General features: G+C 61.6%; 26 protein-coding genes. 18 read left to right on the top strand and 8 right to left on the bottom strand.

The window, feature by feature from the left end; translation table 11 throughout:
* Positions 1 to 73 precede the first annotated feature (73 nt).
* The 10 genes from NKH23_RS20070 (at position 74) to gph (ending at position 10,048) form a co-directional block, all read left to right on the top strand.
* On the top strand, positions 74 to 1,120 hold the full coding sequence (locus NKH23_RS20070) for a class 1 fructose-bisphosphatase (protein WP_352978125.1): 1,047 nt from the start codon (positions 74 to 76) through the stop codon (positions 1,118 to 1,120).
* A gap of 5 nt (positions 1,121 to 1,125) precedes the next feature.
* Positions 1,126 to 1,998, top strand: coding sequence for a phosphoribulokinase (locus tag NKH23_RS20065; RefSeq protein ID WP_023678839.1), 873 nt, complete (start codon positions 1,126 to 1,128; stop codon positions 1,996 to 1,998).
* 10 nt (positions 1,999 to 2,008) lie between these two features.
* Positions 2,009 to 4,015 (top strand): transketolase, encoded by a 2,007-nt coding sequence (gene tkt, locus NKH23_RS20060; protein ID WP_352978123.1) that lies wholly within the window; start codon positions 2,009 to 2,011, stop codon positions 4,013 to 4,015.
* A gap of 10 nt (positions 4,016 to 4,025) precedes the next feature.
* Complete coding sequence (gene fba / locus NKH23_RS20055) at positions 4,026 to 5,105, top strand: class II fructose-bisphosphate aldolase (RefSeq protein WP_352507750.1); 1,080 nt, start codon at positions 4,026 to 4,028, stop codon at positions 5,103 to 5,105.
* A 21-nt stretch (positions 5,106 to 5,126) separates the two neighbouring features.
* Complete coding sequence (locus NKH23_RS20050) at positions 5,127 to 6,620, top strand: ribulose-bisphosphate carboxylase large subunit (RefSeq protein WP_376705236.1); 1,494 nt, start codon at positions 5,127 to 5,129, stop codon at positions 6,618 to 6,620.
* An 18-nt stretch (positions 6,621 to 6,638) separates the two neighbouring features.
* Complete coding sequence (locus tag NKH23_RS20045) at positions 6,639 to 7,073, top strand: ribulose bisphosphate carboxylase small subunit (protein ID WP_023678835.1); 435 nt, start codon at positions 6,639 to 6,641, stop codon at positions 7,071 to 7,073.
* 8 nt (positions 7,074 to 7,081) lie between these two features.
* Positions 7,082 to 8,020 carry a CbbX protein gene (gene cbbX, locus NKH23_RS20040; RefSeq protein ID WP_352978121.1) on the top strand — a complete coding sequence of 313 codons (939 nt, stop codon included), beginning with the start codon at positions 7,082 to 7,084 and terminating at the stop codon, positions 8,018 to 8,020.
* Between the two features lie 62 nt (positions 8,021 to 8,082).
* On the top strand, positions 8,083 to 8,769 hold the full coding sequence (rpe, locus tag NKH23_RS20035) for a ribulose-phosphate 3-epimerase (protein ID WP_352978119.1): 687 nt from the start codon (positions 8,083 to 8,085) through the stop codon (positions 8,767 to 8,769).
* A 23-nt stretch (positions 8,770 to 8,792) separates the two neighbouring features.
* Entirely contained in the window at positions 8,793 to 9,350 is a 558-nt protein-coding gene (locus tag NKH23_RS20030) for a thioredoxin family protein (RefSeq protein ID WP_353017025.1), read from the top strand.
* Positions 9,347 to 10,048 (top strand): phosphoglycolate phosphatase, encoded by a 702-nt coding sequence (gene gph, locus NKH23_RS20025; RefSeq protein ID WP_353017022.1) that lies wholly within the window; start codon positions 9,347 to 9,349, stop codon positions 10,046 to 10,048. The genes NKH23_RS20030 and gph overlap by 4 nt, the downstream gene beginning before the upstream one ends.
* Before the next feature lie 63 nt (positions 10,049 to 10,111).
* Here gph and NKH23_RS20020 read toward each other — a convergent pair whose 3' ends face one another.
* Positions 10,112 to 10,492 carry a c-type cytochrome gene (locus NKH23_RS20020; RefSeq protein ID WP_292654913.1) on the bottom strand — a complete coding sequence of 127 codons (381 nt, stop codon included), beginning with the start codon at positions 10,490 to 10,492 and terminating at the stop codon, positions 10,112 to 10,114.
* Positions 10,493 to 10,856: 364 nt separating this feature from the next.
* Between NKH23_RS20020 and NKH23_RS20015 the strand changes: the two genes are divergently transcribed.
* Entirely contained in the window at positions 10,857 to 11,066 is a 210-nt protein-coding gene (locus NKH23_RS20015; RefSeq protein WP_352978113.1) for a hypothetical protein, read from the top strand.
* A gap of 469 nt (positions 11,067 to 11,535) precedes the next feature.
* On the opposite strand, the gene NKH23_RS20010 is transcribed toward NKH23_RS20015, so the two are convergent.
* Together NKH23_RS20010 and NKH23_RS20005 are read right to left on the bottom strand one after the other, a co-directional pair.
* A complete protein-coding gene (locus tag NKH23_RS20010) occupies positions 11,536 to 11,886 on the bottom strand; it encodes a hypothetical protein (protein WP_353035229.1) in 351 nt (116 codons plus the stop codon).
* 274 nt (positions 11,887 to 12,160) lie between these two features.
* Positions 12,161 to 12,487, bottom strand: a complete 327-nt coding sequence (locus tag NKH23_RS20005; RefSeq protein WP_352978110.1) for a hypothetical protein — start codon at positions 12,485 to 12,487, stop codon at positions 12,161 to 12,163.
* A gap of 69 nt (positions 12,488 to 12,556) precedes the next feature.
* Here NKH23_RS20005 and NKH23_RS20000 point away from each other — a divergent pair, with 69 nt between their 5' ends.
* The 7 genes from NKH23_RS20000 to pqqE all read left to right on the top strand — a co-directional run bounded on the left by NKH23_RS20000 (position 12,557) and on the right by pqqE (position 19,567).
* Positions 12,557 to 14,458, top strand: coding sequence for a methanol/ethanol family PQQ-dependent dehydrogenase (locus NKH23_RS20000; RefSeq protein ID WP_352978108.1), 1,902 nt, complete (start codon positions 12,557 to 12,559; stop codon positions 14,456 to 14,458).
* Between the two features lie 153 nt (positions 14,459 to 14,611).
* Entirely contained in the window at positions 14,612 to 15,136 is a 525-nt protein-coding gene (locus NKH23_RS19995) for a c-type cytochrome, methanol metabolism-related (RefSeq protein WP_352718830.1), read from the top strand.
* Position 15,137: 1 nt separating this feature from the next.
* Entirely contained in the window at positions 15,138 to 16,001 is an 864-nt protein-coding gene (locus NKH23_RS19990) for a substrate-binding domain-containing protein (RefSeq protein ID WP_352718829.1), read from the top strand.
* A 461-nt stretch (positions 16,002 to 16,462) separates the two neighbouring features.
* Positions 16,463 to 17,401, top strand: a complete 939-nt coding sequence (gene pqqB, locus NKH23_RS19985) for a pyrroloquinoline quinone biosynthesis protein PqqB (RefSeq protein ID WP_352718828.1) — start codon at positions 16,463 to 16,465, stop codon at positions 17,399 to 17,401.
* Complete coding sequence (gene pqqC, locus NKH23_RS19980) at positions 17,398 to 18,156, top strand: pyrroloquinoline-quinone synthase PqqC (protein WP_352718827.1); 759 nt, start codon at positions 17,398 to 17,400, stop codon at positions 18,154 to 18,156. The genes pqqB and pqqC overlap by 4 nt, the downstream gene beginning before the upstream one ends.
* Entirely contained in the window at positions 18,153 to 18,449 is a 297-nt protein-coding gene (pqqD, locus tag NKH23_RS19975; protein WP_352464196.1) for a pyrroloquinoline quinone biosynthesis peptide chaperone PqqD, read from the top strand. The genes pqqC and pqqD overlap by 4 nt, the downstream gene beginning before the upstream one ends.
* On the top strand, positions 18,446 to 19,567 hold the full coding sequence (gene pqqE, locus NKH23_RS19970) for a pyrroloquinoline quinone biosynthesis protein PqqE (protein ID WP_352718826.1): 1,122 nt from the start codon (positions 18,446 to 18,448) through the stop codon (positions 19,565 to 19,567). Before pqqD ends, pqqE begins: the two co-directional genes overlap by 4 nt.
* A gap of 22 nt (positions 19,568 to 19,589) precedes the next feature.
* Here pqqE and fghA read toward each other — a convergent pair whose 3' ends face one another.
* From fghA to NKH23_RS19945, 5 genes are all read right to left on the bottom strand, one after another.
* Positions 19,590 to 20,441: an S-formylglutathione hydrolase gene (fghA, locus tag NKH23_RS19965; protein ID WP_352718825.1), complete on the bottom strand. Its 852-nt coding sequence runs from the start codon at positions 20,439 to 20,441 to the stop codon at positions 19,590 to 19,592.
* 367 nt (positions 20,442 to 20,808) lie between these two features.
* The gene (locus NKH23_RS19960; RefSeq protein WP_352718824.1) at positions 20,809 to 21,027 is read right to left on the bottom strand and encodes a hypothetical protein; all 219 of its coding nucleotides are present in this window, start codon (positions 21,025 to 21,027) and stop codon (positions 20,809 to 20,811) included.
* 290 nt (positions 21,028 to 21,317) lie between these two features.
* On the bottom strand, positions 21,318 to 22,772 hold the full coding sequence (locus NKH23_RS19955; protein WP_353035225.1) for an aldehyde dehydrogenase family protein: 1,455 nt from the start codon (positions 22,770 to 22,772) through the stop codon (positions 21,318 to 21,320).
* Positions 22,769 to 24,043 (bottom strand): NAD(P)/FAD-dependent oxidoreductase, encoded by a 1,275-nt coding sequence (locus tag NKH23_RS19950; RefSeq protein ID WP_352718822.1) that lies wholly within the window; start codon positions 24,041 to 24,043, stop codon positions 22,769 to 22,771. The genes NKH23_RS19955 and NKH23_RS19950 overlap by 4 nt, the downstream gene beginning before the upstream one ends.
* 56 nt (positions 24,044 to 24,099) lie before the next feature.
* Positions 24,100 to 25,278 carry an alanine racemase gene (locus NKH23_RS19945; protein WP_352978105.1) on the bottom strand — a complete coding sequence of 393 codons (1,179 nt, stop codon included), beginning with the start codon at positions 25,276 to 25,278 and terminating at the stop codon, positions 24,100 to 24,102.
* Between the last annotated feature and the right edge of the window lie 7 nt (positions 25,279 to 25,285).

Raw genomic sequence — 25,285 nt, 5'->3', positions numbered from 1 at the left:
TTATCCAGCATCGTTTGTTTTCATTCCCCAATCCGGCCGACCCGAGGAGAGGCGGCTGGATCGGGAGGTTACGATGCCAGCGGCAACGCTCGACGCTTTTCTGAACTCCTATCTCGGCGAGCCGAACGAACTGCGCGCCGCGGTCGTCATGACCGTCCGTCGGCTGACGCAGGCGGCCACCACGATCCGCAACACCATCAATCAAGGGGTACTCGGTACCGCGTTTGCCGGAACCCGTGGCGCCAATGCTGACGGCGATGTTCAGAAGGATCTCGATGTCTTCGCCGACGACATCTTTCTCGATGCCATGCGCCACGCTCCGGTCGCGCTCTACGCTTCCGAGGAACTGGAGCAGCCGGTGCTCCTCGACCCGCAAGCGCCTCTTGCCATCGCCATCGACCCGCTCGACGGCTCTTCCAACATCGACACCAACGTGTCGATTGGAACGATCTTCTCGCTTCTCCCCGCAATTGGCGCGCCGGATGCGAATCCGGCCGTCTCGTTCTTGCAGGCAGGGGTGAACCAGCTGGGCGCCGGTTTCTTCATCTACGGGCCTCAGCTGGCGCTCGTTCTGTCTCTCGGCAGCGGCACGCACGTCTTCGTTCTCTCGGCCAGGCTCGGCACCTTCGTCCAGGCCTACGAGAGCCGGGTCATCCCCCAGCGTACCCAGGAGTTCGCCATCAACGCGGCCAACTACCGGCACTGGGATGAGGCGGTACGGCTCTACATCGACGACTGCCTCGAAGGCACCGAAGGCCCCCGCGAGAAGGACTTCAACATGCGCTGGATCGCCTCCCTGGTCGCGGACTGCTACCGCATATTGATGCGCGGCGGCGTATTCCTGTATCCGGGCGACAAGCGCAAGGGCTACAGGCAGGGGCGGCTTCGCCTCGTTTATGAGGCAAACCCGATCGCCTATCTCGTCGAACAGGCGGCCGGTGCCGCCACCGATACGATCACCCGCATCCTCGAAATCGAACCCGAGAGCCTGCACCAGCGCGTGCCCATGGTTTTCGGATCGGCGCGGGAAGTCGCGCGTATCACCCGCTACCACACCGAGCCGAGCGCCATCGGCGAGCGCGCGCCGCTGTTCAGCCGCCGCGGCCTTTTCAGGGCCTGAAGACCATGTCGGCAAAGCACCCCATCATTACCATCACCGGGTCGTCGGGCGCAGGCACTACCTCTGTCAAGCGCATCTTCGAGCTGATCTTCCGGCGCGAGAACATCGGGGCCGCCTTCATCGAAGGCGATGCCTTTCATCGCTACGACCGCGCCACGATGAAGGCGAAGGTGGCCGAGGAGGAAAAGGCAGGCAATCCGAACTTCACCCACTTCCACGCCGAGGCCAATGAACTGGCAATCCTCGAAGAGGTATTCGAGGAATATGGCCGCCGGGGAACCGGAAAGACCCGCACCTACATCCATGACGAGGATGAGGAGAAGCAGTACGGCACGCCGCCGGGACATTTCACCGAATGGCGCGAATTTCCGCCGAGCGACCTGCTCTTCTACGAGGGCCTGCATGGCTGCGTCGTCACCGACAAGATCAACCTGGCCAGGCACGCGGACCTCAAGATCGGCGTGGTGCCGGTCATAAATCTCGAATGGATCCAGAAGATCCATCGCGACCGCGCAACGCGCGGCTATTCCACCGAGGCAGTGATGGACGTGATCCTGCGTCGCATGCCGGACTATGTCCGCTACATCGTCCCGCAGTTTTCGCAGACCGCCATCAACTTCCAGCGCGTGCCGATCGTCGACACGTCCAATCCATTCATCGCGCGCTGGATTCCGACGCCCGACGAATCGATGCTGGTCATCCGCTTCGCCAACCCCCGCGGCATCGATTTCCCCTACCTGCTTTCGATGATCCACGACTCGTTCATGTCGCGGCCGAATTCCATAGTGGTGCCCGGCAACAAGCTCGACCTTGCCATGCAGCTGATCCTGACGCCGCTCATCCTGCAATTGATCGAACGCAAGAACCGTGTGTCGTGAGGAGGACGCCATGAACAGCCAAGCAGCAGCACTGAAGCCCGTCGCCGCCGTCTCGGAACGCGATATGGCCAACGCCATTCGCGCACTGGCGATGGACAGCGTCCAAAAGGCCAATTCCGGTCATCCGGGCATGCCGATGGGCATGGCCGATGTCGCAACGGTGCTGTTCAGCCGCTTTATCAATATCGATCCGTCGGCCCCCAACTGGCCCGATCGCGACCGCTTCGTGCTGTCGGCCGGGCACGGCTCGATGCTGCAGTATGCGCTGCATTACCTGCTAGGCTTTGAAGACATGCCGATCGAGGAGTTGCAGCGGTTTCGCCAGCTGGGCAGCCGCACCGCCGGACATCCGGAATATGGCCATGCGCTTGGCATCGAGACGACGACCGGCCCGCTTGGACAAGGCATTTCGACCGCTGTCGGCATGGCGCTGGCGGAGCGCATGCTTGCTGCCCGCCACGGCGCAGATCTCGTTGACCATTTCACCTACGCGATCGCCGGCGACGGCTGCCTGCAGGAAGGCATCAGCCACGAGGCGATCGATCTTGCCGGTCACCTGAAGCTCTCCCGGCTGATCGTCTTTTGGGACGACAATGCGATCTCGATCGACGGACCGACTTCGCTGTCGACATCGGTGGACCAGCCGGCACGTTTCAAAGCCGCTGGATGGCAGGTCCAGTCGGTGAACGGCCACGACACCGAAACCGTTGCGGCGGCAATCGAAGCGGCGCAGCAATCGGACCAGCCGTCCCTGATCGCCTGCCGCACGGTGATCGGCAAGGGAGCGCCCAATCTGGGCGGTTCGGAAAAGACGCATGGCGCGCCGCTGGGCGATGCGGAGATCGCCGCGACGCGCGAAAACATCGGCTGGGCCTACGCGCCGTTCGAGGTGCCGGACGATATCCTTTTCGCTTGGCGCGACATTGCCGAGCGCGGGCAAGCGGCACGCCGCGCCTGGGAGCAGCGGCTTGCCGCCTCGCCACGGCGGCAGGCTTTCGAGAGCGCGGTCGCCGGCGCCCTGCCCGACGCGGTGTTCGAAGCGCTCGGCGCTTTCCGCAAGGAGCATGTCGGGAAGGCGACCAAGGTTGCAACGCGAAAAGCCTCGGAAATGGCACTCGCTGCGATCAATGGCGCAACCGAACTGACCGTCGGCGGCTCCGCCGATCTGACGCATTCGAACCTGACGATCACCAAGGGTATGAACCGCATCGCGCCGGGCGACTACGCAGGCCGCTACATCCACTATGGAATCCGAGAGCACGGCATGGCCGCAGCCATGAACGGGATCGCACTGCATGGCGGCTTCGTGCCTTATGGCGGCACGTTCCTGTGCTTCGCCGACTATGCGCGCGGCGCGATGCGGCTCTCGGCGCTCATGGGCCAGCGCGTGATTTATGTGATGACGCATGATTCCATTGGTCTCGGCGAGGACGGCCCGACCCACCAGCCGGTCGAGCACCTGGCGATGCTGCGGGCCACGCCGAACCTCAACGTCTTCCGTCCGGCCGACATCATCGAAACGGCGGAGTGCTGGGAACTGGCCCTGAAGAGCGAGAACCGGCCGAGCGTGCTGGTGCTCTCGCGCCAGAACCTGCCGATGCTGCGCCAGACAGACAGCGACGAGAACCGGTCGAGCCGGGGCGCCTACATCCTGCGCGAGCCAGCCGGGCACCGCGCGGTGACGCTGATCGCCACCGGCTCGGAGGTCGAAATCGCGGTTGCCGCCGCCGAACGGCTGGAGACCGAGCACGGCATCGCCGCCGCGGTTGTCTCGATGCCGTGCTGGGAGCTTTTCGAGGAACAGGACGCCGGCACCCGCAAAGCCGTCCTCGGCTCAGCGCCGCGCATTGCCATCGAAGCCGCAGCACGGCTCGGCTGGGACCGCTGGATCGGCGACACCGGCACTTTCATCGGCATGGCCGGTTTCGGCGCCAGCGCCCCTGCCCCGGATCTCTATCGGCATTTCGACATCACGCCCGAAGCCGTCGCGGCAGCGGCGCTGAAGCTCATCATCTAGGAGGACGACCATGGCCCGCATCACCCTTCGCCAGCTTCTCGACCATGCCGCCGAGCACGGCTACGGGGTGCCGGCATTCAACATCAACAACATGGAGCAGGGCCTCGCCATCATGGAGGCCGCCAGGGCCTGCGATGCGCCGGTCATCATCCAGGCCTCGCGCGGCGCCCGTTCCTATGCCAACGACATCATGCTGGCCAAGATGATGGAGGCTTTGACCGAAATCCATCCGGCCATTCCGTTATGCATCCATCAGGATCACGGCAACAACGAAGCCACCTGCCTGTCGGCGATCCGCCACGGCTTCACCTCGGTGATGATGGACGGGTCGCTGATGGCGGATGCCAAGACGCCGGCGAGCTACGATTACAACGTCGCCATCACCGAACGTGTCGCACGCATGGCGCACTGGGTAGGCGCTTCGGTCGAAGGCGAGCTCGGCGTGCTCGGCTCGCTCGAAACCGGCCAGGGCGAGGCCGAGGACGGGCACGGCGCCGAAGGTGCGCTTTCCCACGACCAGCTTTTGACCGATCCCGATCAGGCGGTCGACTTCGTGACCGCCACCCGGGTCGACGCGCTGGCGATCGCCTGCGGTACCTCACACGGCGCCTACAAATTCAGCCGCAAGCCCGACGGCGGCATCCTGGCCATGCAGGTGATCGAGGCGATCCACGAAAAACTGCCCAACACGCATCTGGTCATGCACGGCTCTTCCTCCGTGCCGCAGGAACTGCAGGACATCATCAACAACTATGGCGGCGAGATGCCCCAGACCTTTGGCGTCCCGGTCGAGGAGATCGAGCGCGGCATCCGATACGGCGTGCGCAAGGTCAACATCGACACCGATTGCAGAATGGCCATGGCCGGACAGTTCCGCCGCGTCGCGACGGAGGACCCGCGCGAATTCGATCCGCGTAAATTCCTGAAACCCGCCATGGACGCCCTGCGCGACCTTTGCCGCGATCGCTTCGAACGCTTCGGCACCGCAGGCCATGCGTCGAAGATCAGGGTGATCGCGATGGATGAGATGGCGAAACGTTACGCCGCAGGAAAGCTAGACCCCCATATCGCAACCGCGAAAGCCGCCTGAGCGGCAAACAGGAGACCTGCCATGAACAAGATCGACATGCCGTCAGCAGGCACGCTCAAGGAAGGCAAGGAACGCTACCGGTCGGGCGTCATCCCCTACAAGAAGATGGGCTACTGGGAGCCGGACTACCGGCCAAAGGAGACCGACCTGATCGCTATGTTTCGGATCACGCCGCAGCCCGGCGTCGACCACGAGGAGGCGGCCGCCGCCATCGCCGGTGAATCCTCTACCGCGACATGGACCGTGGTGTGGACCGACAGGCTGACCGCCTGCGAGCTCTACCGCGCCAAGGCGTTCAAATCCGAGCCGGTGCCGAACACAGGTCCAGGCACCAGGATCGAGCAGCAGTACTTCGCCTATATTGCCTACGACCTCGACCTGTTCGAGCCCGGCTCCATCGCCAACCTGACTGCATCGATCATCGGCAACGTGTTCGGCTTCAAGGCCGTCAAGGCCTTGCGGCTCGAGGACATGCGCATCCCGGTGGCTTACCTCAAAACCTTCCAGGGCCCGGCGACCGGCATCGTGGTGGAACGCGAGCGGCTCGACAAGTTCGGCCGGCCGCTGCTCGGCGCGACGACGAAGCCGAAGCTTGGCCTGTCAGGCCGCAACTACGGCCGCGTCGTCTACGAGGCGCTGAAGGGTGGCCTCGACTTCGTCAAGGACGACGAGAACATCAACTCGCAGCCCTTCATGCATTGGCGCGACCGTTTCCTCTACTGCATGGAGGCTGTGAACAAGGCGTCGGCCGCCACCGGCGAAGTCAAGGGCCATTATCTCAACGTCACCGCCGGCACGATGGAGGAGATGTACGAGCGCGCCGAATTTGCAAAACAGCTTGGCTCCTGCATCGTCATGATCGACCTCGTCATTGGCTATACGGCGATCCAGTCGATGGCCAAGTGGGCACGCCGCAATGACATGATCCTGCACCTGCACCGGGCCGGCAACTCGACCTATTCGCGCCAGAAGAACCACGGCATGAATTTTCGCGTCATCTGCAAATGGATGCGGATGGCCGGCGTCGATCACATCCATGCCGGCACGGTGGTCGGCAAGCTGGAAGGCGACCCGCTTATGATCAAGGGGTTTTATGACACGCTGCGCGAGGAGCGCACGCCGCAGAACCTCGAAACCGGGCTGTTCTTCGATCAGGACTGGGCCTCGCTCAACAAGGTGATGCCCGTCGCCTCGGGCGGCATCCATGCCGGCCAGATGCACCAGTTGATCCATTATCTCGGCGAGGACGTTATCCTGCAGTTCGGCGGCGGCACGATCGGCCATCCGGACGGCATCCAGGCCGGCGCGACGGCCAATCGCGTCGCGTTGGAGGCGATGATCCTCGCCCGCAACGAGGGCCGCGACTATCTGCGCGAAGGGACCAAAATCCTCGAACAGGCGGCCAGATGGTGCACGCCGCTCAAGGCGGCCCTGGAGACGTGGAAGGACGTCACCTTCAACTACGAATCGACCGACACGGCCGACTTTGTGCCAACCGCAACGCCGAGCTTCTAGACGAAAGGAACCGTCGCCATGATGACCAATCCCGGAAACAAGGTCACGCAGGGACAGTTTTCGTTCCTGCCCGAGCTGACCGATGAGCAGATTTCGGCGCAGATCAAATACGCGCTGAAAAACCACTGGGCGGTCAGCGTCGAATACACCGACGATCCGCATCCGCGAAACACCTATTGGGAAATGTACGGCAACCCGATGTTCGACCTGAGGGACCCGGCGGGCATCCTGCTTGAAGTCAACAATTGCCGGAAAGCCATGCCGAACATGTATGTCCGGGTCACCGCCTTCGATTCGACCAAGGGCTGGGAAGCGCCGCGCATGTCATTCATCGTCAACCGGCCGCCCAATGAACCCGGGTTCCGGCTGCTGCGCCAGGAGCGTGACGGGCGCAGCCAGGGCTATTCGATCGTGCCTTATGCGACCGACAGGCCCGAAGGCGAGCGGAGCTAGGCGAAACCATGCTGGACGCGATAGCAAAGGGCGCTGCCGCGCAGGGCGAATCGGTGGATCTGCAGGCCGAGTTCGAGGCATCCAACATCGACGAGGTGATGGAAAAGCTCGACCGCGAACTCGTTGGCCTGAAACCTGTCAAGAACCGCATCCGCGAGATCGCCGCGCTGCTCCTGGTCGACCGGCTTCGCCGCAAGTTCGGCCTGACCTCGGGCGCGCCGACGCTGCACATGAACTTTACGGGAAATCCCGGTACCGGAAAGACTACCGTGGCGCTCAGAATGGCCGAAATCCTGCATCGTCTCGGTTATGTCCGCGAAGGGCACATGGTCGCGGTGACGCGCGACGATCTCGTCGGCCAATATGTGGGCCACACCGCGCCCAAAACCCGCGACGTGATCAAGCGCGCCATGGGCGGGGTGCTTTTCATCGACGAGGCCTACTATCTCTACAAGCCCGAGAACGAACGCGACTACGGCCAGGAATCGATCGAAATCCTGCTGCAATGCATGGAAAACAACCGTGACGATCTGGTTGTGATTCTTGCCGGCTACAAGGACAAGATGGACCGCTTCTTCGACAGCAATCCCGGCATGCGCTCGCGCATCGCCCATCACCTCGATTTTCCCGACTACGGCGTCAGCGAACTCAAATCGATCGCCGAGATCATGCTGGCGGAACAGAATTACCGTCTCAGCGAAGCGGCGGCCAAGGCGCTCGAAGAGTATCTCCCGATCCGCATGCGACTGCCGCATTTCTCGAACGCCCGTTCGGTCCGCAATGGCCTCGACCGGGCGCGGCTTCGCCAGGCCAGCCGGCTTTTCGCATCGCGCGACCGGGCGTTGACGAAAGCCGACCTTATCACCATCGAGGAATCCGATATTCGCGGCAGCCGCGTATTCGCCGAAGGTAAGCTCGAAGGCGAACCGGAGACGAAGGCGCGCTGACGAGACGACGCCGGTTGGTGTGCAGCGACCGGAAACGGACGACAGAATGGGAGCCTACGACCATGGATACCAAGACAATCATCGCGCCCTCGGTGCTTTCCGCGGACTTCTCGCGGCTCGGCGACGAGGTCGAAGCGGTCGTCCGGGCGGGTGCCGATTGGATCCATCTCGATGTGATGGATGGCCATTTCGTGCCCAACATCACCTTCGGTCCGCCGGTGGTCAAGGCGATCCGTAATCGAACGGACAAGGTCTTCGACTGCCACCTGATGATCGCGCCGGCCGACGCCTATCTCGGCGCCTTCGCCGACGCCGGCTGCGACATCATTACAGTGCATGCCGAGGCCGGACCGCATCTCGACCGTTCGCTGCAGGCAATCAGGAATCTCGGCAAGAAGGCCGGCGTGTCGCTGAACCCGTCAACGCCGGAAAGCGTCATCGAATATGTGCTCGACCGGCTCGATCTGGTGCTTCTGATGACGGTCAATCCGGGCTTCGGCGGCCAGGCCTTCATTGCGGCAGTCGTCGACAAAGTCAGGCGTGTCAAGGCGTTGGTCGGCCATCGTCCGATCGACATCGAGATCGACGGCGGCGTCACGCCCGAAACCGCTCCGCTGGTCACCGCGGCCGGCGCCAATGTGCTGGTCGCCGGCTCGGCCATCTTTAAGGGCGGCACCGAGGCGGCCTATTGCGCCAATATCGGCGCCATCAGGCAGGCGGCCGACGGGGCGATTCGGAAAGCTGCATAAAACCGTTTCATCGGAGGGCAAATATGGCGGCAATTCCACCTGTCTGCGATTTCGGCTGGCGAGCCATCGACGCCGTTTTGCCCGGCGTCGACGGCACATCGCATTCGATCTTAAGCCACGCCGGCCCGAACGGGTTGGTGGTGGCCTTCATCTGCAACCACTGCCCCTATGTGAAGGCGGTGATTTCACGCATGGTGCGCGACGCCAACGACCTCAAGGCCGAAGGCATCGGCTTTGTCGCGATCAACTCAAACGATGCCGGGGCCTATCCGGATGATTCCTTCGACAATATGAAGCTCTTCGCCAGCACGAACGCCTTCACTTTCCCCTATCTCCACGACGAGCGCCAGACGGTGGCGCGTGCCTACGGAGCCGTTTGCACCCCGGATTTCTTCGGGCTCAACAGCGAGTTGACGCTGCAATATCGCGGCCGGCTGGACGCGTCGCGACGCGACGCCGAATCGCCCAGGCTGAGGCGCGACCTGTTCGAGGCGATGAAGCAGGTTGCCCGAACCGGCGACGGACCACTCGACCAGATCGCCTCGATCGGCTGTTCGATCAAGTGGAAGGATGCTGCATGAACGTCGGCGCAGGCAGGCCGTTTGGGTCGCCCAAGGCGATCCTGTTCGATCTCGACGGCACGCTGGTCGATTCGGCGCCTGATATAACGGCCGCCGTCAACGAATTGCTGGCCGGCCGCGATCTGCCGCCGCTGCGTCTGGATCAGGTCAAGTCCATGATCGGCGGCGGCATCAGGAAACTGGTCGAACGAGCCTTCGCGGCTTCCGGCACGCCGCTCCTCGGCCGCGCGCTCGATGAGGCCAACCGCGTCATGGCGCCGATCTATCGCAGGCATCTGACCGGCCGCACGAGGCTGATGCCTGGCGTCAGGGAAGTTCTCACGCACTTGCATTTGAGCGGAATAGCCATGGGCGTGGTGACCAACAAGCCGCAGTTGGCGGCTCGCGAAATCCTGCTGCATTTTCGGCTGACGGAATATCTCGGCGCGATCGTCGGCGGAGACGCGGTGACATACTTGAAACCGGCGCCAGACGCGCTGTTGCTGGCGCTCGACCAGCTTCAGGTCGAACCTCGTGACACGCTGATGGTCGGAGACAGCGGCGCCGACGTGGCCGCCGCCCGCGCCGCCGGCATGGCAGTCATTCTGCTGCGTGGCGGATACAGCCAAATTCCCGTTGAAGAGCTTGGCGCCGACCTCGTTTGCGACAGCCTGTTCGATCTGCCGTCCGCGATGCAGAGGCTGCAAGACGCTGCGTGACCCCAAGCGCAAGACCCAGGCCAACGCCGGCCGTCCGCAGTCAAAATGGCCGGCGGTACAGCGTTATTTGGAGAATTGCTTCAGGTAGGCAATGACATTGGCGATGTCCTCGTCTTTCTTGAGGCCGACAAACGCCATCTTCGTTCCTTTGACCATCGCTTTCGGATCGTGAAGGTAGGTGGTCAACGTGGCCTCATCCCATTTGACGCCGGACTTGCCGGCCTCGGTCATGGCCTTGGAATAGCTGAACCCCGGATGCGTCCCGGCCGTTCGGCCGATGACGCCGTTCAAGGACGGACCGATCTTGTTCTGGTCCTTGTCTGCCACGTGGCAGACCTTGCATTTGGCGAAGACCTTCTCACCCGCCGCGGCATCCTGGGCCTGAGACTGGGCGGTGACAAAGGTGGCGACGGAGACGGCGGCGAAAAATGCGACTGCGCGCATGGCATTTCCTCATTGATCGTGTGAGTGCCCCGGACAATTTACGCGTGTCGATGCCTTGACCGCGGCATCCGCTTTTACGGGGGGGAGCAAACGTTCGTCCTTCCTCCTCGGACTGGCAGCACCTGCACGCCTCGAAAAGCTAGACTGCCGATGAAGGAAGTCAATCGTACAAAGGTCCTGTTTCGTTTTCCGACTGCGCGAAGGGGAAGCGCGTAGCGACACGCGGTTCACATTATTGACGCCTATTGGCCGAACACGTAGCCTCACTCCAGCCGGTTTGCTGTTTGGGCACCTTCAGGAATCCGCTGCAACTCCAAAGCACGAACTCTGGAGAGTTCGCCGCGCAGGCGACGATAAGTGCCAAATGGACATGGTCGATCTCATATTAACGGTGTGCCTTAGCGCCAATCCGGGCAATTGCCGAGATGAACATCTCTATTTCGAGAGCCGCGGCTCTCTGTTCCAATGCATGTTCCTGGCGCCCGCCGAGATCGCAAAATGGTCTCAGGAACATCCGAGGCTCAAGGTCGTGCGCTGGAAATGTGCCTTTCCGAGCAGGGAACGAGCGATTTGATCGGCATTCCTGGTTCGCATGTTCGACGTAAGATTGCCGCGGCAACATCGCAATCCACAGGTGATGAGCGACCTTTTGCGGTCGTTCCAGCAAAAATTTCCGGGTGTGGCCTGATCGCCTTGCCGTTCGGAATGCATATCGGAGGAGACATGCCGATCGACAGGGTACGACGCAAGCTTGTGAACGGCTGCACCGCGGTCAGCGCCGCGGTACTGCCTTTGTTGCCTCGGGCGGACCGCTCTCGCCGCTGCCGGCGGCCTTGAATTCAAGATCAGGAAAGTCGCCGACAACGTCTTTGCTTTCCAGGGCGTGGATGAATTGATCACGGCGGATGGCAAAGGCGAAATCCGTGTGGAGGCGACAGACACGGATGGCAAGGTATCACGGATGGCAAGGTATTTCGCGGCCATTGGCCGATGGAAACAGCGGGACTGTGAGGCGCACGGCCACACGTGCCTGTTCCGCCTGACTAAAAGCAACGTATGTCAGCTTCCGCCTGCGCGCGTTTCAGTTCGGTGCGCGCCGCCTTCGCCGGCGCGCTTTCGCGAAACAACCCAGCCGCCTCCCCTGTCGTCAACGACATGCTTTTGAAGGTCTCCGCCCTCTCATAGTTATCGTAAGGAAGGATCGAGGCGATAACATCGATCGAGCAGGAACAGCTTTCAAGCGCCTGACGTGTCTGGCCATTTGTTTGCATGCAGCCGAGCACGTAGTCGGCAATCGTTGCCGTCGGGTAGTCTCCCGCGGCGTTGGCCGAGTTCGCAAAGGCCAGCGCCGCAAAGGCCAGCGGCAAGGTGAGAGATCCAACAGACCTTATCATGAGGAACCTCCAGTTGGCCTGGACACCATGCATCCAGACGGGATCATCGCGCCAATTGGCGACGTACCGCAAAGCCAGTCAAGCTCCCATGGCCTGCGTATAGGACCAAAGGAGGAATGCCCTATCGACCGACAAGAGCCAGCTTCATGACCCGCTGCGCACCCTCCTTCACACGTTCATTTCATGCTTCGCTCACTATCGGCAGCCAGCGAGACGCACGCATACTTACTCGGAGGTGCCCCGTGGAATATATCGAAATAAAGTCAAATGTGTATCACCTATATAATACGAGAACAATATGGTTGCTATATATATCGCGGCTGGCGATCATCCTCCTATTAGTTTCTCGCACGATGCTTATTTTAATTGTTTCTAAATATTGCATCGCACCATATCGATATTGCAGCGCAACCACGCTTTGTAGGTTTTTGCTTGCCTGGCCTTTTACGATGACATAGCTTTTTCCTGTTTCCGGCTTCAAGAGCGCCACCGTCATCAGGGAGCGGCGGCAGTCTTTCGAAGACCAAGGGGGGCGGGCGGTAACGGTGCCCTCTGCTTCGGGGTAGGTCGTGACAGCTGCCGGAAAATAACTTCCCAACATGAATTGCTTGGGCAAGCCCTTGTGGGGCTTGACGGTCGATTCTTCACTGTGAACCCGGGAGGATTTTGGATGCGTGTACTTGCGAAAACTACCTACATTCTGACGACCGCGGCGTTTTTATCGCTCGGCGCTGCCTATACGGCTTCGGCCAATGAAGACCTTGCAAAGCTCGCATCGGATGCGAAGAACTGGGCGATGCAGACGGGTGACTACGCCAACACCCGCTATTCCAAACTCAACCAGATCACTGCGGATAATGTGAAGAACCTGCAGGTCAAATGGAGCTTTTCCACCGGCGTGCTGCGCGGTCACGAAGGCGGGCCGCTGATCATCGGCGACGTGATGTATGTCCACACGCCTTTCCCAAACAACGTCTTTGCTCTCGACCTCAAGAACGACGGGAAGATCCTGTGGAAATACGAGCCCAAGCAGGACACGAACGTCATTCCAATCATGTGCTGCGACACGGTCAATCGCGGTGTTGCCTATGGTGACGGCAAGATCATTCTCAACCAGGCCGACACCACCGTCGTCGCGCTCGATGCCAAGACCGGCAAGGTGGTGTGGTCCGTCAAAAACGGCGACCAGACCGACGGCGGGAAGGGCGAATCCGGCACGTCGGCACCCGTAGTCATCAAGGACAAGGTGCTCGTGGGCGTCTCCGGTGCTGAATTCGGTGTTCGCGGCTGGCTAGCCGCCTACAATCTGAAAGACGGCAAGCTCGCCTGGAAAGCCTATTCGGAAGGTCCTGATGCAGACACCCTTCTCGATCCCGAGAAGACGACCCATCTCGGCAAGCCTGTCGGAAAGGATTCCGGCACGAACACCTGGGAAGGCGAACAGTGGAAGACGGGCGGCGGCACGACATGGGGATGGTATTCCTATGATCCCAAGCTGAACCTCGTCTACTACGGCACCGGCAATCCCTCGACGTGGAACCCGGTCCAGCGCCCAGGCGACAATCGCTGGTCCATGACAATCATGGCTCGCGATGCGGATACCGGTGTTGCCAAATGGCTCTACCAAATGACCCCGCATGACGAGTGGGACTATGACGGCATCAACGAGATGATTCTCGTCGATGGCATGGAGGTCAACGGCGCCAAGCACGACGTGCTGGTGCATTTCGACCGCAACGGCTTTGCCTACACAATGGATCGAGCCACCGGCGAACTTCTCGTCGCCAAAAAATACGATCCGGCAGTGAACTGGGCGACGGAAGTCAACATGGATCCCAAGAGCGACCAGTATGGCCGCCCGCAGGTCGTCGCCAAGTATTCGACCCAGCAGAACGGCGAAGACACCAACTCGACCGGAATCTGCCCGGCCGCGCTTGGAACCAAGGACCAGCAGCCGGCCGCCTACTCGCCGAAGACCGGGTTGTTCTACGTGCCGACCAACCATGTCTGCATGGACTATGAGCCTTACAAAGTGAGCTACACCGCCGGTCAGCCCTATGTGGGCGCTACCGTGTCGATGTATGCGGCGCCTGGCGGTGACGGTAACATGGGCAACTTCATTGCCTGGGATGCAGCCAAGGGTGAGATCGTCTGGTCGAAGCCCGAGCAGTTCTCGGTGTGGTCGGGCGCATTGGCGACAGATGGCGACGTCGTCTTCTATGGTACCCTCGAAGGCTACATCAAGGCGGTCGATAAGGACGGCAAGGAACTCTACAAGTTCAAGACCCCGTCCGGCATCATCGGCAACATCACGACCTACGAGCATGACGGCAAGCAGTACATCGCCGTTCTGTCCGGCGTCGGTGGATGGGCCGGTATCGGTCTGGCAGGTGGCCTGCTTTCGCCCGATAATGCCGCTGCCTGGCATGGCGCCGTTGATCAGGGCCGTGCGCAGGGCGACCAGACCGCAGTCGTTGGAACCGCCGGTCTGGGTGCTGTCGGCGGTTACGCTGCACTTGCCGACTATACGACGCTGGGCGGCCAACTCACCGTCTTCGGCCTCCCGGACTGATAACCGGAAGAGCCTAACGACTAGGATCGAAAACGAGAGCCCGGGTCACCCGAAGCCGGGAACCGGGCTCTCGATTGCGCCGCGCACCCAACACCGATCAATGCCGCTGCACGACGGCAGCCAGGGTTTCTGGCAAATGAAGGAAGAGTCTGAATGATCGTTCGCATTGCAGTTTCCGCTCTCGCCCTGATCCTGCTGCCTCTGGCCAGCTCAAGTCTGGCACGGGCCGAAGACAGCATGGAAAAAGCCAAGGCGGTGAAGCAAGAAGGAGGCAAATATTTAGATGCGGACGGAAATCCGACCTACAAGATCGAAAACGGAACCGTCGATTGGTACACCTTCAGCGGGTATCGCCGGTATCACTCAGATTGCCATGTCTGTCACGGACAGGACGCCACAGGTTCGAGCTATGCGCCTGCCCTGGCTAATAGCCTGAAGAACATGGATTACGCCACGTTCCTGTCGATCGTCGCCGAGGGCCGCAAGAATGTCGGCGGCGGCAAGGAAAATGTCATGCCTGCCTTTGGCGACAACAAGAACGTCTATTGTTACCTGGACGATCTCTACGTCTATCTGCGCGCTCGCGCCGATGGCGCGGCACCCCGCGGCAGGCCGCCTAAGCACGAAAACAAGGCTCAGGCAGCCAAGGATGCCGAAGCATCCTGCATGGGTGGATGATATGACCGGCTGCACTGCATCGAAGCTGCGCGTCGTTCTGCCGATCCTCGGCGCGCTCGCCTTGCTGCCGTCGAACGTTCTGGCGCAAAATGCCGGGCTTGGCGCTGCGGGCGAACTGGTCGATCCTGACATTCTGCGCGTCTGCGCCGATCCCTCGAACATGCCCTTTACCGACAAGAGCGGCCAAGGCTTCGAAAACAAGCTGGCTGAACTGGTTGCCAAGAACACGGGGCGGAAATCAGTCGCTTACACGTGGTTTCCCAATGTTACCGGCTTTGTGCGCAACACGCTGGGGGCCAACCGATGCGACATCATCATGGGCTACGCCCAAGGTGATGAACTGGTGCAGAACACCAATGCCTACTACCGCTCCGCCTATGTGCTCGTATACCCGAAAGGCAACGGCATGGAAGGCGTCGAGACGATCGAAGACCCGAAACTTTCCGGCAAGAGAATCGGCGTCGTCGAAAGCACGCCGCCAACCGCCAACATGGCCACCAACAAGCTTCTGCGGACCGCCAAGATCTACCCGCTGGCGGTGGATACGCGCGTCACCCCTTCCATAGGGGAGGTCATGATCAAGGACATGCTCGCCGGCAAGATTGACGCGGCGGCCCTGTGGGGGCCGATGGCAGGTTACTATGCCAGGGAACTCGGAGCCGATGTCACCATTGTTCCGCTGCTGAAGGAAAAAACCGGCTCGCGCATGTCCTACCGCATCACCATGGGCGTACGTCCGTCCGACCAGGAATGGAAGCGGACGCTCAACCGGGTGATCAGGGAAAACCAGGCGGAGATCACCAAGCTCCTGCTGGGTTACAATGTGCCGCTGATCGACGAGCACGACAATCCGATTACGCAATAGTTGGGATGGGTCAGGAGGAGAAAATAACCTACGCGATGAACAATTGAAGAGAACTACAGCTACTTTCGATAGTTTTGTTTTTCGGCCTTTCAAAACCTTGTGTTTCATTTGTCCATTTTGAGACGTGATGGACGAGCCATTGCTTCGGTGCCCTGCAATGGTTGGCTAACCACCGGATCGGCCCCTTCGGGCTGGTAGAAGAGGAGAAATGTTATGAAGAAGAGCTGGACAAAACCGACCATGTGTCAGGTTGCTGCGGGCTTTGAAATTTCGCGGTATCTGCCTGCTGAAATTACTCCCAAGAAGTAGGCCGCAGAGGTGCGTGTCCCTGGCAACAGGGGCACGCATCCCTTGCCGCATGGGATTTTCGTGAAAGAGTTTGAGGCACGCAAAGCGGGCGGGACGTTTTTTGCGGCTGCAAATCGGCTGCTGGTCAGAGAAGCCGCGGGGCGGGCGTTTTCATGCGCTTGAGAATCATCGGATCGGCGGCAGGCGGTGGCTTTCCGCAATGGAACTGCAATTATCGTCTGAGCCGTGCGGCTCGCACGGGGGTAGCTGGCGTGCATTCACGAACCCAATCAAGTGTCGCCGCGTCGGCGGATGGGCTCGGCTGGGTTCTGTTCAACGCGTCGCCCGACATTCGCCAGCAGATCGCGGCAACGCCTGAATTGCAACCCGCGCACGACGCGCCGCTGCGCTCGACACCTATTCGCGCGGTGGTGCTGACCAACGCCGATGTCGATCATGTCGCCGGCCTGCTCAGCCTGCGTGAGCGGCAGCCTTTCGCTGTCTATGCAACGACTCAGGTTCTGGCAACGCTGGAGGCGAATTCGATTTTCAATGTCCTCGATCCGGCGCTCGTGCCGCGACGCATCTTGCCGCCGGCGCAAGAACTGGCGATCTGCGATGCAGACGGGCACGACACTGGGGTGGCTGTCGAGAGCTTTCCCGTGCCCGGGAAGATAGCCCTCTATCTCGAAGAAAGAGGCCAGCCGGATGCGAATTTCAGCTCCGATGCCGGCGACACGATCGGCGTTCGAATCGCCGGTGCCGGCAGTCGCGGCTCCGTCTTCTACATCCCCGGCTGCGCCCGCATCGATGCGAACCTGCGAACGCGTCTAGCCGATGCCGCATGCCTTCTGTTCGACGGCACGGTCTTCACCGACGACGAGATGATTGCTGCCGGCGTCGGCCAGAAGACCGGTGCGCGCATGGGGCATCTGGCAATGTCGGGAGACGCGGGGTCGATCGCCGGCTTGGCCGATGTGAGGATCGGCCGCCGTGTCTTCGTCCACATCAACAACACCAATCCTGTTCTGGACGAGAATTCTGCCGAGCATGCAGCAGTCAAAGCGGCTGGCTGGGAAGTGGCCCGCGACGGGATGGAGATGGACCTTTGAGTGATTTCCACGACGCAGCCAGCAACGGCCTGTCCTCCAGCGAGCTCGAAGCCGTGCTGCGGCGGGTCGGTGCCGAGCGCTATCACAACCGCCATCCTTTCCATCACAGGATGACCAGCGGTGCGCTGTCGAAGACCGAGATGCAGGCCTGGGCGCTGAACCGCTATTGCTATCAGGCCGTCATTCCACGCAAGGACGCTATGATCCTCGCACATGCCGAGGATCCGGCGTTTCGCGCCGCCTGGCGCAAACGCATCGAGGATCATGACGGCGAGAACGGCTGGAGCGGCGGTATTGCGCGCTGGTTGCACCTGGCGACCTCGCTCGGTCTCGATGCCGACGCGGTGAAGAGCGAGAGGCTGGCCCTGCCGGCGACACGTTTCGCGGTTGGCGCTTACCTCTCCTTTTGCACGAACCGGACCCTGCTAGAGGCGGTCGCGTCGTCGCTGACCGAGATGTTCTCGCCGCTCATCATCGGCGAGCGGGTACCCGCGATGCTGGCCAGATACGATTATATCACCGAGGACACGCTGGCCTATTTCAGCCGACGGCCAGAACAGGCCTCGCGCGACGCCGACTTCGCTCTTGCCTATGTGCTCGAACATGCCGACACGGCGGAACGCCAGCAGCAGGCGATCGATGCACTGGTGTTCAAATGCGATATACTCTGGGCCATGCTTGACGCGCTTCAACACGCCTATGGCGAGCCGGGCAATATCCCGCCCGGCGCCTTCCGTCCGGAGGCAGCCCAATGATGGCACTGCGCGAAAGAGCCATGGTGTCGCCGCAGTCGGTTCCATCGCTGCCGAAGCACGTGCGCATACAGTACGACCCCGTGCGCCAGGCGTTCGCCGTGCTTTCGCCCGAAAAGGTGTTCTGGCCAAACGATATCAGCCTCGACATATTGCGCCGCTGCGATGGACGGTCCACGGTCGGCCACATCATTGCCGGCCTTGCCGCAGATTATGACGCCGAACAGGAGGCTGTGGCGGCCGATGTCGTCGCCTTCCTGCAGGAATGGTCGGACAAGCTGCTGGTGAAGCTATGAGCGAGCCCCCTCTCCCCCCGATCGGCATGCTGGCGGAACTGACGCATCGCTGCCCGCTGCAATGCCCCTATTGCTCCAATCCGCTCGAATTGCTGAAGGCCAATCGCGAACTCGACACGCAGAGTTGGCTCGACCTGTTCTCGCAGGCGGCCGATCTTGGCGTTCTCCAGGTGCATCTGTCCGGCGGTGAACCGACGCTGCGTCGCGATCTCGAGCAATTGATCGCCGGGCTTTCGGCCCGCGGCGTCTACACCAACCTGATCACCGCCGGCGTCGGCATTGCGGATGGCCGCATCGAGGCATTTGCCGAAGCCGGACTCGACCATCTGCAACTGAGCTTTCAAGGCGCACGGTCGGCGACCACCGAGCGCATCGGCAATCACAGGGGCAGCCACGAAAAGAAGCTGGAAACGGCACGGCGCGCTCGCGCGGCCGGCTTGCCGCTTACCATCAACGCGCCGATCCATCGCCACAACATCGAGGAGGTACCGGAATTCATCGATCTGGCCCTTTCGCTGGGTGCGGAGCGTCTCGAGATCGCCAACGTGCAGTACGCCGGCTGGGCGCTGACCAATCGCGATCAACTGATGCCCGAGCGTGCTGCCGTCGACCGGCAGGCGGAGATCGTCGCGGCGGCGTGCGAACGGCTCACCGGCATCATGAACATCGATTTCGTCACGCCGGATTATTTCGCCATCTATCCCAAGCCGTGCATGGGCGGCTGGGCGCGCGACGCCTTCATGGTGACGCCGGACGGCACCGTACTGCCATGCCACGCTGCCCAGACCATCCCGTCGCTCAGCTTCGAGCGTTTTGGACCGCGCAGCCTGGCCGCGATCTGGACCGATTCCCCGGCATTTAATGCCTTTCGTGGTACGGACTGGATGCAGGAGCCCTGCCGCAACTGTGAGCGGCGCGAGATCGATTGGGGCGGCTGCCGCTGCCAGGCTATGGCAATCGCCGGCGATGCCGCCGCGACGGACCCGGCTTGCGCGAAATCGCCGATCCATGCGCGCATGGCAATGCTGATCGACGAAGCCCAGCGCGCTGCGGCGGTTCCTTCGAAGGACGGACCATTCGTCTACCGGCGTATCGGCGTCGTCACCGAGCCCGCCTGACTGCCGACCTATTCCTCTGGCCTTAGCCTCGTGAAAGCCGTTCGGCATGCCACGTCATATGGTCATGCATGAAGGTCGAAATGAAAAAATAGGAGTGATCGTATTCGTCCTGCATCCGCAATTTCAACGGAATGCCGGTTTTGGAGCAGGCGTCTTCGAGCAGCCAAGGCCTGAGGTCCTCCTGGAGGAAACCGTCTGATGTTCCCTGATCGACCAGGAATTCCGGGAAACGGTGTCCATCCTCGATGAGCGAAGTGGCGTCGTAGCGCCGCCACGAGGCCTCATCCCGGCCGAGATATTTTTCGAAAGCCGGCTTCGACCAGCCGGCTGTGCTTGGCTGCACGATCGGCGCAAATGCTGAGCAACTCCTGAAACGTGCGGGATTTTTCAGTGCGATCGTCAGCGCGCCATGCCCGCCCATCGAATGGCCGAAGATCGACTGGCGCGCCATATCGGCGGGAAATTCGCGCCCGATTACAGCTGGCAGCTCCTCGACGATATAGGAATACATGCGATAGTTCTTGGCATATGGCTCTTGCGTCGCGTCGAGGTAGAAACCGGCGCCGCTGCCGAACTGCCAATTGTCCTTTTCATCCGGAATGTCGGCACCACGCGGGCTGGTGTCGGGACAGACAACGATCAAGCCAAGTTCGGCGGCAATACGTCTGTATTCGCCTTTTTCCATTACATTCGCATGGGTGCAGGTGAGTCCGGAGAGGTACCACACCACCGGGCAACGCCGTTCCCGTGCCTGCGGAGGCACGAAAATGGCAAACGTCATTTCGCACGAGCAGCTCGTTGAGAGATGAGAGTAAACATGCTGGGCGCCGCCATGCGACTTGGCAGTCGAGACGAGTTTCGGGTGCTCTGGCATATATTCTTCTCCGCCAATTTTAACCGCCCACCATAGGCTCTACGACATCGAGGGTGATCGCGGCAACCTTGGTGGACCGGCTGGCGCAGGGCACTTGATCGGAGCCGGGATGGCCTGCCTTCGCCGACCGTCTTGGCGCAGCAAGGCACGAGAGGCCATTCGCTGGCGCAGCGTTGTCCAACGTCTTTCGCAAGCAGTGTGGGCGCTCGTTGGCGATGCTGGCTATAACAAGGACGCAATCACTGCGCAGGGCATCGGCGATGCCTTGCCGCTTCGGCGCGGCTATGGCGGACGAGCACGCACGCGTCATCGCGTGGGCTCGCAGTAAGCGCGCCAGGGTAGCGAGCAAGAACTGGTGAGCCGGCGGCTATTCCCGGCTGTCGAAAGCCACGGACAGGCCAAGGGCAGTTGCTGCCTCGACGATCGCCTCGGTTAGCTCTTCGTCGGATGCGACCAGATAAGGGGCGGCTTGCCGTGCTGCCTTTAATGTCGCTGTGATCGAGATGGTGTCACCACGATCCTCCCTATTGAGGACTGCGGCGATTGCTTGCTCTACTACCGGACTGATCCTCTGCACCTTACTCATCCAACCCTCCCCGTACGCGGCCCAGGGCGATGGTAATCTATCCACGGTTGTGTTCAATTCGATGTACGAAACCGTACAGACTTGATCGACTGGACCGTTACGGCCAGACATTTCTAATTTCGACGGCATCCTAGATCGACCAAGCCTCGCTACCGGGCCTCGACCGGCTACTCAGCAGATCGCCAGCGCGGCGCAGAGCCATGGCAAATTGCCAGGTTCGTACGCGAGCCCGGTCCAGGAGCTCGGCTCGGCCCACGGGCGCGCGCCCCTGTGCTTGGCGAAGATGTCGCCTAGAAATAGCCGAGGATGGATTTGACCTCGAGATACTCCAACATGCCCTCGACCCCATATTCGCGTCCGTTTCCAGACTGCTTGAAACCGCCAAACGGGGCGTGCGGATCCCAGGCCGGGTAATTGAGATGCACCTGACCGGAGCGTATCCGCGAGGCCACCTCCCTGACGGCGTCCACATCCTCGCCCTGCACATGGGCGCCCAGACCGTAGACCGTGTCGTTGGCGATGGTGACGGCCTCCTCGATTGTGTCGTAGGGGATGATGCAGAGAACGGGCCCGAAGACCTCTTCCTGGGCAATGCGCATGCTCGTGCGCACGTCGGAAAAGATAGTCGGCCTCACATAGAACCCGACGTTCAGATCGTGCGCACGACCCGGTCCTCCGGTGAGGAGCCTGGCGCCCTCAGAAATCCCGACGCCGATCATGGATTGGATGCGGTCGAATTGGGCACGGTTTGCGATTGGACCATGAGTTGTGGCTTCCGAAAGAGGATCGCCAATTACGATCTGGGCTGCGGCCCTTTTGGCGATTGCCTCGATCTCGGAGAGCAGCGCGCGTGGCACGATCATGCGCGTCGGGGCGCTGCATGACTGGCCGAGATTGCGGAAGGCGGCGGCTACGCCCAGAGAAACGGCGCGATCGAGATCTGCGTCCGGCAGGATCACGTTCGGCGACTTGCCGCCGAGCTCCTGCGCGACACGCTTGACCGTGGTCGCTGCCGCCTGGGCCACCGCAATGCCCGCGCGGGTGGACCCGGTAATGGAGATCATATCCACATCGGGATGGGAGGCGAGACCCATCCCCACGCACGGACCGTCACCTTGCACGAGGTTGAAAACTCCGCCAGGGAAGCCGGCTTTCTCGATCGCCTCGGCAAACAGCAGGGCGTCCAAGGGAGAAAGCTCGCTCGGCTTCAGCACGACCGTGCAGCCTGCAGCGAGCGCCGGCGAAACCTTGGCGGTGATCTGGTAAAGTGGCCAGTTCCACGGAGTGATCAAGGCGCAGACACCGATCGGTTCGTGGGTGACGGCGGTTTGCCCCCGTTGCTTGACGAAGCGAAAGTCTGTCAGCACATCGCGAGCGACCTTAACATGGGTGATCGCCAGCGGCACCTGCGCGCTGCGCGCATAGCCGATCGCCGCGCCCATTTCGAGGCTCAGGCATTGAGCCAGCAGTTCGCCGCGCGCCTCGAGCAGCGCTTGCAGGCGATCGAGCAGACCCGCGCGGTCTTCTGGCGTGGTCCGACTCCAGGTGGCGAATGCCCTGCGAGCCGCTGCAACGGCCGCGTCCACGTCCTCGCCATTTCCAAGCGGAAACTGGCTCACAACCTCTTCTGTGGCGGGATTGACGACGGCGCCCGTCGCGGTGCCGCTCGGCTCAACCCATTGACCGTCGATGAAAAACTTGTCCAGGTGGCCGTTGCGGGACAGGTGTTCGAGGGGCGTCATCACCCTACAAGGTCCTTCATGCGGTAATAGGCGCCGAGAATCGGCAGGAACCAGGGACGCCCGAAATAACCGGGGATCGCTGGCCAGTCGAAATCCTTCCAGGGATTGAGCTCGGGGTGCCCGTCCATGACGTCGGCCATGATGGTGCCCATCAACGTCGACATCTGGGTCCCGTGTCCGCTATAGCCCATTGAGTAATAGATGCCATCGCGCTCTCCGGCGCGCGGCAGGCGATCGCGGGTCATATCGACCATGCCGCCCCAGCAGTAGTCGATGCGGGTGCCGGCCAGTTCCGGAAAGACCTCGACCATCGCCGCCTTGAGTATCCGGCCGCTTTTTTCGTCGGATTGAGGATTGGACACGGCAAAGCGCGCCCTCCCGCCGAACAGAAGGCGATTGTCTGGCGTGAGCCGCCAGTAGACAACGAGATTGCGCGTGTCGACGATCATGCGCCCGGTCGGCATGAGACGCTTAAGGTGGTCGGGCGACAGCGGCTCGGTCACGATCAGAAAGGCGCCGACCGGGATCATGCGCCGGCGGATCCAGCCGAGCGGGCCAACCTGGGAAATGCCGCTCGCCAACAGGACCTGCCGCGCGACGATCTTGCCCTTTGGCGTCGTTACCTCATGCCCGCCTGAACCCTTGCGCATCGCCATGACGGGCGAGCGTTCATGGACGTCTGCGCCACGCCGGGCAGCGGCGGTCGCGAGGCCCCGGACGAACCGGCCGACATGCATGCCCGCGCTCTTGGGAAAGAGCAGCCCGCCATGGTAGCGGTTGGTGCCGACTTCGGTTCGCAGGTCCTCGCGCGCGATCATCCTGGTTTCGGGATCGACATTGGCCGCCAGCAGTTCCTGGCTGCGCGCCAGCATGTCGTAGTGTTCGGGCTTGGCGGCAAGCTTGAGCTTGCCGACGCGGGAGAAGCTGCAGTCGATCTTCTCTTCCTGCACCAACCGCTCGACCATATCGACGCCGGCGTCGAAAGCCTTGTAGAGAGCATTTGCGGCCGGCTTGCCGTGCTTGCCAGCCATGATTGCATAGTTCTGGGCAAAGCCGTTGTTGCACATCCCGCCATTGCGGCCGGACGCGGCGTTGCCGATCGTTTCGGCCTCCAGCAGGGCAACCCTGGCGCCCTTTTTGGCAAGGGCCAGCGCGGCGGAGGAGCCGGTCAGGCCGCCGCCCACAATCGCCACGTCGTAGTGGCCTTCGAGCGGTTTGGACGATCCTTCATTGAACGGCTGAGATGTGTCCAGCCAGTAAGAGGTAAACTTCATTTTCTTGACCACCAGTGTTGATTTGAGTGGAGCGACATCCGAGCGTAGTTGCGCGCCTACCAGCCGCGCATCCGCTCCCAACGCGCTTCAATCTTGGGGCTGTCCCCGTTGACGACGCTGTAGAAATCATGCTGGGCGGCCATCGCACACGCATGGTTGGGCAGAATCCGGACCCGAGTCCCGAGCGGCAACTCGGGCATGGACTTTCCAGAGCCGGCACGAATGGCGAGGATACCGTGTTCCTGGCTGGCCTGGGCCACGATCACATCTTCAAGCACCCGCCCCTTTTCGTCGCAGACCACGCCGTAACCTTGGTCGATCTGCTGATTTGCGGTTCCCCGGTCGCGCGAAAGCGCCATCCACCCGGCGTCGACCAGCACCCATCCCTTTTCCGGCTTGGCGCCGATCACGGTGGCCAACACGGAAACCGCGATATCGTCGATGGCACAGACCCCGACCCCGTGCTGGACGAGGTCGAAAAACATGTAGACGCCGGCGCGCAACTCCGTAATGCCTTCTAGATTCTCGGCGAAGTGTGCAGTCGGCGTCGAACCGAGGCTGATGATCGGGCAGGCATGGCCGTGTGCGCGCAAAGTTTCGACCGCGCGCAAGCTGGCCGAACGCTCGTTCTCGGCTGCTTTGATCAGCGCCTCGGGCGTGCTCAAGGTATAGGACTCGCCCGCATGGGCGAGGACGCCGACGAGATTAGCGCCCGCCTCGACGACCCTGTTGGCCACCTCGAGCAGCTTGGGATCGTCCGGCTTCAATCCACCGCGATGGTCATCGCAGTCCAGTTCGATGAAGACGGACGGCGTCATGCCGATTGCTTGGCGCACGTCGGCCAAAGCATCAGCCTGCTCCACCGTATCGAGCAGCAGCTTCAGGTCGATGCCAGTACGGCGACAAAGCTCCAAGGCACGCATGGCCGAGCCCGGCGAGATGCCGACCGCATAGGTCATGTCTCGAAAGCCATGGCCCGCGAAATACTCCGCCTCGGCGATGGTCGAGACCGTGATCGGACCGGGTTCGCGGTGGAACGCGCATCGGGCGACGTCGATGCTTTTGGCCGTCTTCATATGCGGGCGCAGCACCACGCCAAGCTTCTTGGCGCGCTCGGCCAGACCCTGGATGTTGCGCTCGAGCCGCCCACGGTCGAGAAGCAGCGCCGGAGTGACCAAGGCGTCGATCGTCCGAGCCGTCTCGCTCACTGCCAGGTTTGCCGCCCTCTTGTTCATAAGTTCG

The sequence above is a fragment of the Mesorhizobium sp. M1328 genome, assembly GCF_040318075.1.
In the GTDB taxonomy this organism is placed as follows: domain Bacteria; phylum Pseudomonadota; class Alphaproteobacteria; order Rhizobiales; family Rhizobiaceae; genus Mesorhizobium.
The sequence above is the reverse complement of the archived record's forward strand: the minus strand, read 5'-3'. Positions and strand labels throughout refer to the sequence as shown.

Bases quoted from the DNA above. Each gene is read 5' to 3' on its own strand.
- NKH23_RS20070 (WP_352978125.1), top strand. From the start codon at position 74: ATGCCAGCGGCAACGCTCGACGCTTTTCTGAACTCCTATCTCGGCGAG.
- NKH23_RS20065 (WP_023678839.1), top strand. From the start codon at position 1,126: ATGTCGGCAAAGCACCCCATCATTACCATCACCGGGTCGTCGGGCGCA.
- tkt (WP_352978123.1), top strand. From the start codon at position 2,009: ATGAACAGCCAAGCAGCAGCACTGAAGCCCGTCGCCGCCGTCTCGGAA.
- fba (WP_352507750.1), top strand. From the start codon at position 4,026: ATGGCCCGCATCACCCTTCGCCAGCTTCTCGACCATGCCGCCGAGCAC.
- NKH23_RS20050 (WP_376705236.1), top strand. From the start codon at position 5,127: ATGAACAAGATCGACATGCCGTCAGCAGGCACGCTCAAGGAAGGCAAG.
- NKH23_RS20045 (WP_023678835.1), top strand. From the start codon at position 6,639: ATGATGACCAATCCCGGAAACAAGGTCACGCAGGGACAGTTTTCGTTC.
- cbbX (WP_352978121.1), top strand. From the start codon at position 7,082: ATGCTGGACGCGATAGCAAAGGGCGCTGCCGCGCAGGGCGAATCGGTG.
- rpe (WP_352978119.1), top strand. From the start codon at position 8,083: ATGGATACCAAGACAATCATCGCGCCCTCGGTGCTTTCCGCGGACTTC.
- NKH23_RS20030 (WP_353017025.1), top strand. From the start codon at position 8,793: ATGGCGGCAATTCCACCTGTCTGCGATTTCGGCTGGCGAGCCATCGAC.
- gph (WP_353017022.1), top strand. From the start codon at position 9,347: ATGAACGTCGGCGCAGGCAGGCCGTTTGGGTCGCCCAAGGCGATCCTG.
- NKH23_RS20020 (WP_292654913.1), bottom strand. From the start codon at position 10,492: ATGCGCGCAGTCGCATTTTTCGCCGCCGTCTCCGTCGCCACCTTTGTC.
- NKH23_RS20015 (WP_352978113.1), top strand. From the start codon at position 10,857: ATGGACATGGTCGATCTCATATTAACGGTGTGCCTTAGCGCCAATCCG.
- NKH23_RS20010 (WP_353035229.1), bottom strand. From the start codon at position 11,886: ATGATAAGGTCTGTTGGATCTCTCACCTTGCCGCTGGCCTTTGCGGCG.
- NKH23_RS20005 (WP_352978110.1), bottom strand. From the start codon at position 12,487: ATGTTGGGAAGTTATTTTCCGGCAGCTGTCACGACCTACCCCGAAGCA.
- NKH23_RS20000 (WP_352978108.1), top strand. From the start codon at position 12,557: ATGCGTGTACTTGCGAAAACTACCTACATTCTGACGACCGCGGCGTTT.
- NKH23_RS19995 (WP_352718830.1), top strand. From the start codon at position 14,612: ATGATCGTTCGCATTGCAGTTTCCGCTCTCGCCCTGATCCTGCTGCCT.
- NKH23_RS19990 (WP_352718829.1), top strand. From the start codon at position 15,138: ATGACCGGCTGCACTGCATCGAAGCTGCGCGTCGTTCTGCCGATCCTC.
- pqqB (WP_352718828.1), top strand. From the start codon at position 16,463: ATGCGCTTGAGAATCATCGGATCGGCGGCAGGCGGTGGCTTTCCGCAA.
- pqqD (WP_352464196.1), top strand. From the start codon at position 18,153: ATGATGGCACTGCGCGAAAGAGCCATGGTGTCGCCGCAGTCGGTTCCA.
- pqqE (WP_352718826.1), top strand. From the start codon at position 18,446: ATGAGCGAGCCCCCTCTCCCCCCGATCGGCATGCTGGCGGAACTGACG.
- fghA (WP_352718825.1), bottom strand. From the start codon at position 20,441: ATGCCAGAGCACCCGAAACTCGTCTCGACTGCCAAGTCGCATGGCGGC.
- NKH23_RS19960 (WP_352718824.1), bottom strand. From the start codon at position 21,027: ATGAGTAAGGTGCAGAGGATCAGTCCGGTAGTAGAGCAAGCAATCGCC.
- NKH23_RS19950 (WP_352718822.1), bottom strand. From the start codon at position 24,043: ATGAAGTTTACCTCTTACTGGCTGGACACATCTCAGCCGTTCAATGAA.
- NKH23_RS19945 (WP_352978105.1), bottom strand. From the start codon at position 25,278: ATGAACAAGAGGGCGGCAAACCTGGCAGTGAGCGAGACGGCTCGGACG.